This is a genomic window from Telluria sp. AIW5, from assembly GCF_056680575.1.
In genome coordinates this window covers 2,504,223-2,516,762 of sequence record NZ_CM155289.1, presented here as the reverse complement: position 1 = coordinate 2,516,762, position 12,540 = coordinate 2,504,223, and the positions used below count along the sequence as shown (strand labels likewise).

Genomic DNA, 12,540 nt, shown 5'->3' with positions numbered 1-12,540 from the left:
TTTTATTGGGGCCCGACATGGGTGGAGGTTGGATTACTTTCGCCGGGTTCCTCATCGAGGAACTCCAGCGCTGCATCGTCCTGCTCTTCGTTTTTGGTAGGGCTCGAGCCTGGCGCGGAGTTGGCTGCCCACGTGGCACCCACCGCCGCTGCCTCGACAATTGCCTCGCGCAACAGATCGAGGCCGGCGCCGCTCCTGGCGCTGATAAAAACGCGGCTGATTTTATCATGTTCATCACGTTCCACCCCAGGCTGGAGGTCGGCCATATCAATCTTGTTCCACACGAGGATCTGTGGAATATGGTCGGCGCCGATTTCGCGCAAGACCTCGTTGACCTGCTCGATCTGTTCCATGCGGGTCGGCGAGGAACCGTCGACCACGTGCAGCAGCACGTCGGCGTGGATGGTTTCTTCCAGCGTGGCGCGGAAAGCGGCCACCAGCTGGTGCGGCAGCTCGCGCACGAAACCGACGGTGTCGGAGATGACGACGCTGCCCGTTTCGTCGCCCAGGTAGAGGCGGCGGCTGGTCGTGTCGAGCGTTGCGAACAGCTGGTTCGCGACGTACACGCCGGCTTTCGTCAGCGTATTGAACAGGGTCGATTTGCCGGCGTTGGTATAGCCGACCAGCGACACCGAGAAAGTATTGTTGCGACCGCGTGCGCGGCGCTGGGTTTCGTGTTGCTTCCTCAGCTTGGCCAGGCGCGTGCGCAAGGCCTTGACCCGCTCGCCGATCAGCCGGCGGTCGGTCTCGAGCTGGGTTTCACCAGGACCGCGCAGGCCGATACCGCCCTTTTGCCGTTCGAGGTGGGTCCAGCCGCGGATCAGGCGCGTGGCCAGGTGTTGCAGCTGGGCCAGCTCGACTTGCAGCTTGCCCTCGTGGCTCTGGGCACGCTGGGCGAAGATGTCGAGGATCAGGCTGGTACGGTCGATGACCCGCAATTCCAGGCGCCGCTCGAGGTTACGCTGCTGCGCCGGAGACAATGCGTGATTGAAGATGACGAGTTCCGCCCCGGCGGCCTTGGCGGCGACACCGATTTCGTCAGCCTTGCCGCTGCCGACGAAGTGGGCGGGATCGGGGGCGTTGCGCTTGGCCGTGATCGTATCGATCGGCTCGGCGCCGGCAGAGCTGGCCAGCAAGGCCAGCTCTTCGAGGCTGGCCGTGAAATCGACCGCGCCAAAATCGACGCCGACAAGGACGGCGCGCGTGTTGTTGGTGCCGGGGGCGTCAGCCATCGGCCTTACTCAGCTTCGGCTTCGAGGTTGAGATTGACGGCGCGAGCCGGGACAACGGTCGAAATGGCATGCTTGTACACCATCTGGGTCACGGTATTGCGGAGCAGGACGACGTACTGGTCGAACGACTCGATATGGCCCTGCAGCTTGATCCCGTTGACGAGGTAGATCGAGACCGGGACGTGCTCTTTGCGCAAGGCATTGAGGAATGGGTCTTGTAACAGTTGCCCTTTGTTGCTCATAACAGCTCCGTAATGTTGTTGTAGTTTAAAAAATGGAGGCAAGCGCCTCCTTTTCAAGTGCACGGGGCAAGATTCAGCTTTGCGAACGATGGCCTGCGGTTACTGTAACCTGTTTTCTTCGTCTCTGTCGTACTGATAGACTTAAGAAATTATTAAACCGGCCACGCAAAGCTCGTGGAAAGCGTAGGGTGGGCACTCCGTGCCCACGCGGTGATACGTGTCAGCAAGATCATCCGGCACGAAATCGAAGCCGGTAGGTATCACCGCGTGGGCACGGCGTGCCCACCCTATTAAGACTGGTCCCTGGCGAACGGGTTTTTCCCGCTGCGCAACTCGATGCGCAGGGGCGTACCGATCAGGTTGAAGGTCTCGCGGAAATGCTTCTCCAGGTAACGCTTGTACGGCTCGGTGATGCCGTCGAGCGCATTGCCGTGGATGACGATGATCGGCGGGTTCTGTCCACCCTGGTGGGCATAGCGCATCTTCGGACGCGAGGTGCCCTTGCGCTTCGGTTCCTGCTTCTCGACCGCTTCCTGCAGCGCGCGCGTCAGGCGCGGCGTCGACAGGTTGGCCGTCGCCGCGGCATAGGCCGTGTCGACCGAAGCCATCAGTTGCTTGATGCCGGTGCCCTTCAGCGCCGAGATGAAACGCGTTTCGGCAAAACCGAGGAAGTCCAGCTTGCGGTCCATGTCGTTCTTGATCTCGTCGCGCTGGTCGCTCGTCAGGCCATCCCACTTGTTGACGGCGACGACCAGGGCGCGGCCCGACTCGAGGATGAAGCCGGCGATGTGGGCGTCCTGCTCGGAAATATTTTCCTGGGCGTCGAGCATCAGCACGACGACGTTGGCTTCGGTGACCGATTGCAGGGTTTTCACGACCGAGAATTTCTCGATCGCTTCGAACACCTTGCCGCGGCGGCGGATACCGGCCGTGTCGATCAGCGTGTACTGCTTGCCGTCGCGCTCGAACGGTACTTCGATCGAATCGCGGGTGGTGCCCGGCATGTCGAAGGCGATCACGCGCTGCTCGCCGACGAGCGTATTGATCAGCGTGGACTTGCCCACGTTCGGACGGCCGACGATGGCGATCTTGACGCCGCGGTCCTGCTGCTCGAGCTCTTCCTCGGCATCGGGACGGGTGGCAAAGGCCTGGTCCAGCGCCTCGGTGACGAGGTCGGTGACGCCATCGCCGTGGGCGGCCGAAATGACGTACGGGTCGCCCATGCCGAGCTCATAGAAGTCGGCGGTGACGGAAGTGTACTTCATGCCTTCCGACTTGTTGACCACAAGCATGACCTGGCGGCCGGACTTGCGCAGGAAGTCGGTGATCGTCTTGTCGTGCGGGGTCAGGCCCTGGCGGCCGTCGACGATGAAGATGACGACGTCGGCTTCAGCGACGGCCTGCTTCGTCTGCAGTGCCATCTCGTGCATGATGCCTTCCTTGGCGACCGGCTCGAAACCGCCCGTGTCGATCACCAGGAACGGCCGCTCGCCGATACGCCCTTCGCCATAGTGGCGGTCGCGCGTCAGGCCAGGGAGGTCGGCCACCAACGCGTCGCGCGAACGGGTCAGGCGGTTGAATAGGGTCGACTTCCCGACGTTCGGGCGACCAACGAGTGCAATTACCGGCTTCATGTAGTTATTCTATTCGACCGCGATGGCGGTCACAGTTCCATTTTGTGTTTGAAAAATCAGGTTCGATCCGGCAACCAGGGGCGTGCCCGAAATTGCGCTGCCGTCGGTCGCGGCGCGCGCGAGGAAGCTGCCATCCTCGCGCGACAAAAAGTGTACATAGCCTTCGTAGTCGCCCACGGCGACGGCGCGGCCATACGAGACCGGCGCCGACAGGCCGCGGAAGGCGAGCTTGTCGTTCTTCCAGGCGCTGGCGCCGCCGTCGCGGTTGAAGGCGTTCAGGGCGCCCTTGTCGTCGGCGGCGAAGACAAAGCGCTGGTCGACCGCCACACCGACGGTCGAGGACAGGTCGCGCGTCCAGCGCGGCGAGCCGCTGGCCACGTCGTAGCAGGCAACCCGGCCCTGGTAGGCGACGGCGCAGACATCGTTTTCGAACAGCATGGGCGCGCCGCCGATATCGGTCACGCGCTCGAGTTCCGTGGCGCCGCGCGCCGTTCCGACTTCGACTTCCCAGCGCGGGGCGCCGGTGGCGAGCAGGAAGGAACCGAGCTTGCCGGCCGGCTGGGCGACGATCACGTCCTTGTCGTAGACCACCATGCCCGGCGCGCTGCGCAGGGTCAGTGCCGGCGCAACACGCTGCACGGTCCATTTCTTCTGGCCGGTCGTAGCGTCGATGCCGACGATCCGGTTGTCGATGCTGCGCGCCACGACGACGCCCTGCCCCACGCTTGGGGCCGAGAGGATTTCGCTCGACAGCTGGGTCTTCCACAGCGCCTTGCCGTCCATGTCGAAGGCCATCAGCAGGCCATCGGCCGCGCCGACGACGATCACGTTGCCGTCGGTGCCCACGCCCGCGGTCAGGTCCGCGCCGGCCTTGATGCGCCACACCTGGCGTCCATCCGCCGCTTCGACACGCGCGATGTTGCCGTCGGCGCCGGCGACGATCAGGGTATTGCCCGCCAGCGCAGGCGAGAACTGGTAACCGCGCGCCTTGCCGATATCGAGCTTCCAGGCGGTGCGCACGGCCATCGTGCCCTTCAGTTCGACGAGCTTGGCCGGCTCATTGCCCTTCGATTTCGATGCGAACGGATTGAGCGAGCTCAAGGTCGAGCAGCCCGTCATCAGGGCCAGGACGCCGACACCAACCAGCTTACGGGTAATACGCATTTTTCTTTTACCTTGTTCCGAGTCGTAGAGAGAGGCAAAGCCCACGCTCACCTTGCGGCGGGCGTGGGCCGTATCAAATTGATGAACTTAAGCGGCTGCCTTGGCCGCAGCAGGCGCGGCTGGTGCGGTACCGCCGATGGCTTCGAGCTTGATGCGCACCAGCTGGCTGCCCGGGTGCTTCGGACCCATGGCGGCGAGCGCGGCGACATAGGCGGCGCGCGCGTCGACGATCTTGTTCTGCGCGACGAGCACATCGCCCTTGCGGTCGGCCACTTCGGCGGCGAACTGTGGCAGGAAAGTGCCGTTCAGCAGCTTCAGCGCGCCATCGAAATTCTTCTCGTCGAGCAGCACGCCGGCCAGGCGCAGCTGGGCCACCGACTTGTACTCGTCGTTGCCGTTGTCGATCGCCCACTGCAGCTGGGCCTTGGCGGCTTTCAGGTCGCTCGCCTCGAAGGCGGCCTTGGCCGCGCCGAGCGCGCCCATCTGTGCGTAGCTGGTGCGCTTGAACTTCGACTCGATGTCGGCGGCGATACGCTGGGCCTTGGCGTTGTCCTTGGCGGTGACCGCGTCGGTCAGTTCGTCGTACAGGGCCGATGCACCCACCGACTGGTCGCGCTGGTGCTTGTTCCAGAAGTTGTAGGCGGCGAAAGCGCCGAGTGCCAGGATCAGCACCCAGGTGATCAGGTTGCCGTACTTGGACCAGAAGGCCTTGAAGCTGGCGATCTGTTCTTGTTCTTCGAGGTCGTATGCCATGTCGTTCGTCTAGTAAGTCAAGTCAAGTAAATGCGGTTAATCGGTCGGGCACGCTATTGCTTACGGATGGTAATGCACGTGCTCGTGGTCGTGGTCATGCGCGCCGACGATCTGGTCGACGATGTGGTCGACCACGCCGTCAAAGGCGACGCTGGCCTGCTGCTGCTCGCCGGCCGAACCGCGCAGCGACTTGACGGCCGCCATGTTGTTGGCCACTTCGTCTTCGCCCAGGATCACGGCGAAGGAGGCGCCGCTGCCGTCGGCCTTCTTCATCTGGCTCTTGAAGCTGCCCGCGCCCGTTGGCGTTGCGCAATGTAGCACAACATCGAGGCCGGCATCACGCAGGCGCTCGGCCAGGATGAAGGCCTGCACTTGCGCTTCTTCTCCCTGGTGCACCATGTAGACGTCGCACTGGCTCGGTTGCGCCGGCTCGCCGAGGCCCTTCATCAGCTCGATGATGCGCTCGATGCCCATCGCAAAGCCGACGCCCGGCGTGGCCTTGCCGCCGAACTGCTCGATCAGCGGATCGTAGCGGCCGCCGGCGCAGATGGTACCTTGCGAGCCCAGCTCTTCGGTGACCCATTCGAACACGGTGCGGTTGTAATAGTCGAGGCCGCGCACCAGGCGCGGGTTGACCGTGTACTGCACGTTGTTACGGTCGAGCAGGCGCTTGACGCCGTTGAAGTGCGCCAGCGACTCCTCGCCCAGGTAAGACAGCAGCTGCGGCGCGCCGTTCACCATCTCCTGCATGGCCGGGTTCTTGGTGTCGAGGATGCGCAGCGGGTTGCTGTGCAGGCGGCGATTCGCTTCGGCGTCGAGGATCTCGGCGTGCGATTCAAAATACGCGATCAGGTCGGCGCGGTGGCGCAGGCGCTCTTCCGCATTGCCGATCGAGTTCAGTTCCAGGCGCACGTTCTGCAGGCCCAGGTCGTCCCACAGGCGGCGGCACAGCATGATCAGTTCGGCGTCGATGTCCGGGCCGGCAAAGCCGACCGCTTCCGCGCCGAACTGGAAGAACTGGCGATAGCGGCCGCGCTGCGGACGCTCGTGGCGGAACATCGGACCCTTGTACCAGAGGCGCTTCGGACCGTCGTAGACCAGGTTATGTTCGAGCACCGCGCGCACGACGCTGGCGGTGCCTTCCGGACGCAGGGTCAGTTCGTCGCCGTTCATCGAGTCGGTGAAGGAATACATTTCCTTTTCGACGATGTCGGTCACGGCGCCGATGGCGCGCTTGAAGAGGCCGGTTTCCTCGACGATCGGGGTCACGATCTTCTGGTAGCCGTAGCTTTTCAGGATCGTTTCGGCGGTGTTTTCGAACAGCTCCCACAGCGGTGCATCGGCGGGGAGGATGTCGTTCATGCCTTTGATGGCGACGATTTTTTCTGGTTTGGACATTGTCAGCTTCTTCTATTCGTAGGGTGGAGTCCTGACTCCACGCGGTACGGTATTCGATCAGCGGTGCGGTATGCATGAGCACGACCGCGTGGACTCAGGAGTCCACCCTACGATTAACTCGGTGCGGCTTCCGTAGCCAGCTCTGGGCGGCCGTAATTCTTTTTCACGTATTCCAGTACGATGTTCTGGAACTCATCCACGATACGCTCGCCGCGCAAGGTCGCCACCTTCTGCCCGTCGACAAACACCGGCGCCGCCGGCGATTCGCCCGTACCAGGCAAACTGATGCCGATATTCGCGTGCTTCGATTCGCCGGGACCGTTCACGATACAACCCATCACGGCCACGTTCATCGCTTCGACGCCCGGGTAGGACTTCTTCCATTCCGGCATCGAATCGCGCAGGAAAGTCTGGATGTTGTCCGCCAGTTCCTGGAACACGGTCGAGGTCGTACGGCCGCAACCCGGGCAGGCAATCACCATCGGCGTGAATTTGCGCAGGCCCATGGTCTGCAGGATTTCCTGCGATACCACGACTTCTTTCGTCCGATCCCCGCCCGGTTCCGGCGTCAGCGACACGCGGATGGTATCGCCGATGCCTTCCTGCAGCAGCACCGACAGGGCCGCCGTCGAGGCGACGATGCCCTTGCTGCCCATGCCCGCTTCGGTCAGGCCCAGGTGCAGCGGATAATCGCAGCGGCGCGCCAGTTCGCGGTAGACGGCGATCAGGTCCTGCACCGCCGAGACCTTGCACGACAGGATGATTTTATCTTTCGCCAGCCCGACTTCCTCGGCGCGCACCGCGTTCTCGATGGCCGAGGTGATCAGCGCCTCGTACATCACCGCCTGGGCGCTGTACGGGTTCGCACGTGCGGCGTTCTCGTCCATGATGCGCGCCAGCAGCGACTGGTCCAGGCTGCCCCAGTTGACGCCGATGCGCACCGGCTTGTCGTGCTTGATCGCGATCTCGATCATCTGGGCGAACTGGCTGTCGCGCTTGGCGCCCTGCCCCACGTTGCCCGGATTGATACGGTATTTCGACAGCGCGGCTGCGCACTCGGGAAAATCGCGCAGCAGGATGTGGCCGTTGTAGTGGAAATCGCCGACCAGCGGGACGTCGACTTCCATGCGGTCGAGCTGTTCGCGGATCGCCGGCACGGCGGCCGCCGCTTCCGGATTGTTGACGGTGATGCGCACCATTTCGGAGCCGGCGCGGGCCAGCTCCTTGACCTGGATGGCGGTGCCGATCACGTCGGCGGTGTCGGTATTGGTCATCGACTGCACCACGACCGGGGCGTCGCCGCCGATCCAGACCTTGCGCTCGCCGTGCTGGACCAGCACGCGGCGGGCGGCGCGGCGCGCCAGCGGGCCGGATGGAATTGGCAGGTTCATAGAGGTCATACTTTGCTCGTTGTCCTTGTTTCGGGGCGCCCGAACCATCGGGCCACCCGTCGTCCCCGGCGCGGGGCCGGGACGTATGTTACGCGTGCTTGTTTCAGGCGTATTTCACGCTTATTTCAAAGTAACGCGCGAAATCGTCTTGCCCGGCACCGGCGGCAGCGCGACGGCGGCGCCGCCCAGCGTAGCCGACACGGCGCCCGGATTGCCGACGACCAGGGTCGCCGTGCCCGGCACTTCGATGGTTTCGGTGCTGCCCGCGCGCACGACGCGCGAGATCAGCGCCTTGCCGCGCTGCGGCTTGACTTCGATCCAGGAATCCTCGCGCACGTTCAGCACCAGGGTGCTGGCGCCCGCGGCGGCAGGCGTCGCCGCCGGCGTGGTGGCCACAGGCGTCGTGCCCGCTGCTGTTGCCGGGGCCGTCGTCGCTGCGGCGGCGGCAGGCGTCGTGGCGGCGCCGGGCGCGGTGGCGGCGGTTGTCGTCGCCGCGCCGGTGGCGGCACCAGCATCGGCCGGCCCCGGCACCGAGATCAGCGGCACGCTCGGGCTCTGCACCGTATCGGCGGCCGGCGCGGTGACGCTCGCCGTCTCGGCCGGGGCGGTGAGCACCGCGTCGCCATTGGCCGCAGGCTGGCTGCCCGGCAGCTTCACCAGGCCGAAATGCCAGGCTGCGCCCGCCGCGGCGGCGACGACCACGACGCCGGCGATCCAGGCCAGCGGCAGGCCGGAACGCTTGCCATGGGTCGGATAGCGCGCGTGCGAGAAAGATGTCGGGCGCGAGGCCGGGCGGTTGCCGCGCATCGCAGCGCCGCCGGTCTCCTCGGGAAGCGGATTGTCCATCGGGACCAGCGCCACCAGCGGGGCCGGGTCGAGGCGCAGGATCTTGGCGTAGGCGCGCACGAAGCCGCGCGTCACGGCGGGACTCGGCAGGGCCGCATAGTCGCCCGCTTCGATCGCCACCACCTGGCGCACAGCCAGCTTGAGCTGCTCGGCCACCTGCTCGACCGTCCAGCCCATCGCTTCGCGCTGGCTGGCCAGGGCCGCGCCCGGATGGCCGTGGTGTTGGTTCGAAGTGGCGCTTTGTTCCGTGCGCTCTGAAGTCATTGTCGTCTCACTCATCGAAAGCCCCGCGCTCGTATGCCAGGTATTCGGGCGAACCGGGGAAGCGCCGCCGCAACTGCGCCACCAGGCTGGCCTCCATCGAGCGTTCACCCAGTTTGCGTTGCACCCGCAGGGCGAGCCACAGCGCATCGGCGGACAGGTTGTCGAGTTTCGACAGCTCTGTCAGGCGGTTAATGAAAAAACCGGCGCGCTGAAAATCGCGCCGCTCGAAATAGACCCGTGCGAGGCCGCTGGAGACGGCCGGCAGGTCGGGGTTGTAGCGCAAGGCGTCGAGCAGGTAGCGCTCGGCCGCGTCCATGTTGCGTGTTTTCAGGCTGCACACGCCCGCGTTGACGAGCGCGCTCACCGGCGTCTTGTAGGACGGGCTCGAGAGCGCCGCGTCGAACTGGCGCATTGCCTCCTGCGGGCGATTCGCCGTCTGGCACAGGAAGGAGCCGTAGTTATTGGCCAGTTCCGGGTTGCGCGGCGCCAGGCGCAGCGCGTGCTGGTAATTGTCGTCGGCCAGCGGCACCTGCCCCATCGCGGTGTAGATCAGCGCGCGCATGCCGTAGGCGTCGGCGTACTCGGGGTCGGCAGCGATCGCCTGCTTGATTTCGTCGAGGGCGACATCGTACTTGCCCTGCTGGTAGTAGCCGACCGCCAGTTGCAGGCGGATCGCGGCGCGCTTCTCGGCCACGGTCTGGTCGGACGCGGTCTTCAGTTCGGCGCCGCCACTGCCGGCGCCGTTGCCAACGCCGGCGCAGGCCGCGAGCAGGCCGAGTACGCACGCGGCTGCAAAGCGGCGTGCAAGGCGACATGCATGAGCCCGGCCTGGCGCTGCCATGTTCAAGAAGGAATCTCCACGATGCGTCCGAAATCGGCGCCGAATTTCTTCTGGTATTCGGCCATCTTTTCCATGCGCTGGGCCACCTTGGTGCGGTCCTGCACTTCGCCGGCCAGCTGGCCGCAGGCGGCGTCGATGTCGTCGCCGCGCGTCTTGCGCACGGTAGTCACGATGCCGGCGTCCATCAGTACCTGGGCGAAGGCTTTGATGCGCGGATTTTTCGAACGGAACAAACCCGATTCCGGGAACGGGTTGAACGGAATCAGGTTGAACTTGCAGTTCACGCCGACGACCGGGTCGTTCACCAGCGCGATCAGTTCGCGCGCATGTTCGTCGCTGTCGTTGAAGTCGTCGAGCATGCAGTATTCGAAGGTGATGAAGTCGCGCGGCGCAAACTCGAGGTAGCGCTTGCAGGCGGCCATCAGCTCGCGCAGCGGGTACTTTTTATTCAGCGGCACCAGCACGTCACGCAGGGCGTCGTTCGACGCGTGCAGCGAGACAGCCAGCGCCACCGGCACGTCCTGGGAGAGCTTGTCGATGTTCGGCACCACGCCCGAGGTCGACAGGGTCACGCGGCGGCGCGACAGGCCGTAGGCGTTATCGTCGAGCATGAGCTTGAGGGCGGTGGCGGTCGGCTCGTAGTTCAGCAGCGGCTCGCCCATGCCCATCATCACGACATTCGTGATCTGGCGTTCGCCCTTCGGGCCGGGCTCGATGCCCTTCGTGCGGCGCAGCTCGAACTCGGCCATCCACAACTGGCCGATGATCTCGGCCACCGTCAGGTTGCGGTTGAAGCCCTGCTTGCCGGTCGAGCAGAAGCGGCAGTTCACGGCGCAGCCCGCTTGCGTGGAGATGCACAGCGTGCCACGGTTTTCTTCCGGGATGAACACGGTTTCGACCGCATTGCCGTTGCCGACGTCGACCAGCCATTTGCGGGTGCCGTCGGTCGACGTGTTGTCGCTGATGATGCCGGGAGAGCGGACTTCGGCGCGGGTTTTCAGTTTTTCGCGCAGCGACTTGGCGAGGTCCGTCATGTCGTCGAAATTGCTGGCGCCGAACTGGTGGATCCAGCGCTGCAACTGCTTGGCGCGGAACGGCTTCTCACCCAATTCGGCGCAGTAAGCGACGAGTTGCGCGGGATCGAAGTCCAGCAGGTTGGTGAGAGTCGTCATGATTTTTTCTATACCTAATAAATGATGCAAACCCCGCTCGCCGGGCCCGAGGCATCGGGCGAGCGGTTCTTGATGCAAGAAGTCACACTTCGGCCGACTGCGTCGGCCGATTATTGCATTACTTCACTTCTGGGAAGAAGTAAGCGATTTCGACTTTTGCAGCTTCGACAGCGTCCGAACCGTGCACGGCGTTGGCATCGATCGAATCGGCGAAATCGGCGCGGATGGTGCCTTTTTCTGCTTTCTTCGGATCGGTCGCGCCCATCAGGTCACGGTGTTTCAGGACGGCGTTCTCGCCTTCCAGGGCCTGGATCATGACAGGACCGGACACCATGAAGTCGACCAGGTCCTTGAAGAAGCCGCGCTCTTTGTGGGCAGCGTAGAAGCCTTCAGCCTGCTCGCGCGACAGCTGGGTCATACGGGCTGCAACGATCTTCAGGCCAGCGTTTTCGAAGCGGCTGTAGATTTGGCCGATCACGTTTTTTGCAACTGCGTCTGGTTTGATGATCGACAGGGTGCGTTCGATTGCCATGTAAAAACTCCAATAAAAAGAAAGGTTTAAATCGAGAAGAAGGGAACTCAATCAACCTTTGATTTTACCATACCTCGCCCCATGTAGCCGATATTGCGGCGGCGACGACCAAAGTGGTAGAGTGGCGGCGAAAAACCGCCTTGTCAATGCGGCTACCTGCCCGCCGGGCGCCTTATGGATCGCTTAAGGCCCGCACTCCCCGCCCGGGCGCCATGCTATGCTTGAGTGGCAATACATTTTTATCCAACCGGAGGCAACATGAACCCCATCCTGCAAAAGCAACCTGCTTACGACGTGGCTGTAGGCCAGGTCACGCGCAACAAAGTCCTGCGCAATACCTTCTGGCTGCTCGCGCTGTCGATGCTGCCGACCGTACTCGGCGCCTACGTCGGGGTCAGCATGCGCCTGCCGATGCTGAGCGGCGGCATGGGCTTCGTGATCTTCATGCTGATCGCATTCGGCTTCATGTTCGCGATCGAAAAAACGAAGGAATCGGCGGTCGGCGTGTTCGTGCTGCTCGGCTTCACCTTCTTCATGGGCCTGATGCTCACGCCCCTGCTGCGCCACACGCTCGGCTACAGCAACGGCGGCCAGCTCATCATGACGGCATTCGGCGGCACCGCGGTGGTCTTCGCCGTGATGGCCAGCATCGCCACCACCACCAAGCGCGACTTCTCGGGCATGGGCAGCTGGCTGTTCGCCGGCGTGATCGTGCTGCTGCTGGCAGGCGTCGCCAACATTTTCCTGCAAATGTCGGCCCTGTCCATCGTGTTCTCGGTGCTGGCGATCGGCATCTTCTCGGCCTTCATCCTGTACGACGTGCAGCGCATCGTGAACGGCGGCGAGACCAACTACATCTCGGCGACGCTCGCGATTTACCTGGACGTCTACAACATCTTCAGCAACCTGCTGGCCCTGCTGGGCATTGCGGGCGGCAATCGCGACTGAGCGGAAATGCTGACATGACAAAGCCGACCCCAGGGTCGGCTTTTTTTTGTTCCGTCGGGACGGAGGGCTGGGGTCAGGCCTGACATTCGGACTCCCGCCTTGGCGCGACCTCTGCCTTACACG

At 63.8% G+C, this 12,540-nt stretch carries 12 protein-coding genes; 1 reads left to right on the top strand and 11 read right to left on the bottom strand.

Going from position 1 to position 12,540, the window contains the following annotated elements:
* Positions 1-2: 2 nt before the first annotated feature.
* The 11 genes from hflX to ndk all read right to left on the bottom strand — a co-directional run bounded on the left by hflX (position 3) and on the right by ndk (position 11,469).
* Entirely contained in the window at positions 3-1,232 is a 1,230-nt protein-coding gene (hflX, locus tag AC1MEM_RS11060; protein WP_499477242.1) for a GTPase HflX, read from the bottom strand.
* Between the two features lie 5 nt (positions 1,233-1,237).
* On the bottom strand, positions 1,238-1,474 hold the full coding sequence (hfq, locus tag AC1MEM_RS11055; RefSeq protein WP_061539949.1) for an RNA chaperone Hfq: 237 nt from the start codon (positions 1,472-1,474) through the stop codon (positions 1,238-1,240).
* Positions 1,475-1,764: 290 nt separating this feature from the next.
* Complete coding sequence (gene der, locus AC1MEM_RS11050) at positions 1,765-3,108, bottom strand: ribosome biogenesis GTPase Der (RefSeq protein WP_499477240.1); 1,344 nt, start codon at positions 3,106-3,108, stop codon at positions 1,765-1,767.
* Positions 3,109-3,117: 9 nt separating this feature from the next.
* Positions 3,118-4,272 (bottom strand): outer membrane protein assembly factor BamB, encoded by a 1,155-nt coding sequence (bamB, locus tag AC1MEM_RS11045; RefSeq protein ID WP_499477238.1) that lies wholly within the window; start codon positions 4,270-4,272, stop codon positions 3,118-3,120.
* An 87-nt stretch (positions 4,273-4,359) separates the two neighbouring features.
* The gene (locus AC1MEM_RS11040) at positions 4,360-5,025 is read right to left on the bottom strand and encodes a YfgM family protein (RefSeq protein ID WP_499477237.1); all 666 of its coding nucleotides are present in this window, start codon (positions 5,023-5,025) and stop codon (positions 4,360-4,362) included.
* A 60-nt stretch (positions 5,026-5,085) separates the two neighbouring features.
* The gene (gene hisS / locus AC1MEM_RS11035; RefSeq protein WP_499477236.1) at positions 5,086-6,423 is read right to left on the bottom strand and encodes a histidine--tRNA ligase; all 1,338 of its coding nucleotides are present in this window, start codon (positions 6,421-6,423) and stop codon (positions 5,086-5,088) included.
* Positions 6,424-6,536: 113 nt separating this feature from the next.
* The gene (gene ispG / locus AC1MEM_RS11030; protein ID WP_499477235.1) at positions 6,537-7,823 is read right to left on the bottom strand and encodes a flavodoxin-dependent (E)-4-hydroxy-3-methylbut-2-enyl-diphosphate synthase; all 1,287 of its coding nucleotides are present in this window, start codon (positions 7,821-7,823) and stop codon (positions 6,537-6,539) included.
* A 111-nt stretch (positions 7,824-7,934) separates the two neighbouring features.
* Positions 7,935-8,924, bottom strand: a complete 990-nt coding sequence (locus AC1MEM_RS11025; protein WP_499477234.1) for a RodZ domain-containing protein — start codon at positions 8,922-8,924, stop codon at positions 7,935-7,937.
* A gap of 7 nt (positions 8,925-8,931) precedes the next feature.
* Positions 8,932-9,765 (bottom strand): type IV pilus biogenesis/stability protein PilW, encoded by an 834-nt coding sequence (gene pilW, locus AC1MEM_RS11020; protein WP_499477233.1) that lies wholly within the window; start codon positions 9,763-9,765, stop codon positions 8,932-8,934.
* A 2-nt stretch (positions 9,766-9,767) separates the two neighbouring features.
* Positions 9,768-10,940, bottom strand: coding sequence for a dual-specificity RNA methyltransferase RlmN (gene rlmN / locus AC1MEM_RS11015; RefSeq protein WP_499477630.1), 1,173 nt, complete (start codon positions 10,938-10,940; stop codon positions 9,768-9,770).
* A 115-nt stretch (positions 10,941-11,055) separates the two neighbouring features.
* Positions 11,056-11,469 carry a nucleoside-diphosphate kinase gene (ndk, locus tag AC1MEM_RS11010; RefSeq protein WP_499477231.1) on the bottom strand — a complete coding sequence of 138 codons (414 nt, stop codon included), beginning with the start codon at positions 11,467-11,469 and terminating at the stop codon, positions 11,056-11,058.
* 258 nt (positions 11,470-11,727) lie between these two features.
* Between ndk and AC1MEM_RS11005 the strand changes: the two genes are divergently transcribed.
* Positions 11,728-12,417 (top strand): Bax inhibitor-1/YccA family protein, encoded by a 690-nt coding sequence (locus tag AC1MEM_RS11005; protein ID WP_499477230.1) that lies wholly within the window; start codon positions 11,728-11,730, stop codon positions 12,415-12,417.
* Positions 12,418-12,540 lie beyond the last annotated feature (123 nt).

What these genes read in the sequence shown, in the direction of transcription:
- hflX (WP_499477242.1), bottom strand. Translation starts at nt 1,232, where the DNA reads ATGGCTGACGCCCCCGGCACCAACAACACGCGCGCCGTCCTTGTCGGC.
- hfq (WP_061539949.1), bottom strand. Translation starts at nt 1,474, where the DNA reads ATGAGCAACAAAGGGCAACTGTTACAAGACCCATTCCTCAATGCCTTG.
- der (WP_499477240.1), bottom strand. Translation starts at nt 3,108, where the DNA reads ATGAAGCCGGTAATTGCACTCGTTGGTCGCCCGAACGTCGGGAAGTCG.
- bamB (WP_499477238.1), bottom strand. Translation starts at nt 4,272, where the DNA reads ATGCGTATTACCCGTAAGCTGGTTGGTGTCGGCGTCCTGGCCCTGATG.
- AC1MEM_RS11040 (WP_499477237.1), bottom strand. Translation starts at nt 5,025, where the DNA reads ATGGCATACGACCTCGAAGAACAAGAACAGATCGCCAGCTTCAAGGCC.
- hisS (WP_499477236.1), bottom strand. Translation starts at nt 6,423, where the DNA reads ATGTCCAAACCAGAAAAAATCGTCGCCATCAAAGGCATGAACGACATC.
- ispG (WP_499477235.1), bottom strand. Translation starts at nt 7,823, where the DNA reads ATGACCTCTATGAACCTGCCAATTCCATCCGGCCCGCTGGCGCGCCGC.
- AC1MEM_RS11025 (WP_499477234.1), bottom strand. Translation starts at nt 8,924, where the DNA reads ATGACTTCAGAGCGCACGGAACAAAGCGCCACTTCGAACCAACACCAC.
- pilW (WP_499477233.1), bottom strand. Translation starts at nt 9,765, where the DNA reads ATGGCAGCGCCAGGCCGGGCTCATGCATGTCGCCTTGCACGCCGCTTT.
- ndk (WP_499477231.1), bottom strand. Translation starts at nt 11,469, where the DNA reads ATGGCAATCGAACGCACCCTGTCGATCATCAAACCAGACGCAGTTGCA.
- AC1MEM_RS11005 (WP_499477230.1), top strand. Translation starts at nt 11,728, where the DNA reads ATGAACCCCATCCTGCAAAAGCAACCTGCTTACGACGTGGCTGTAGGC.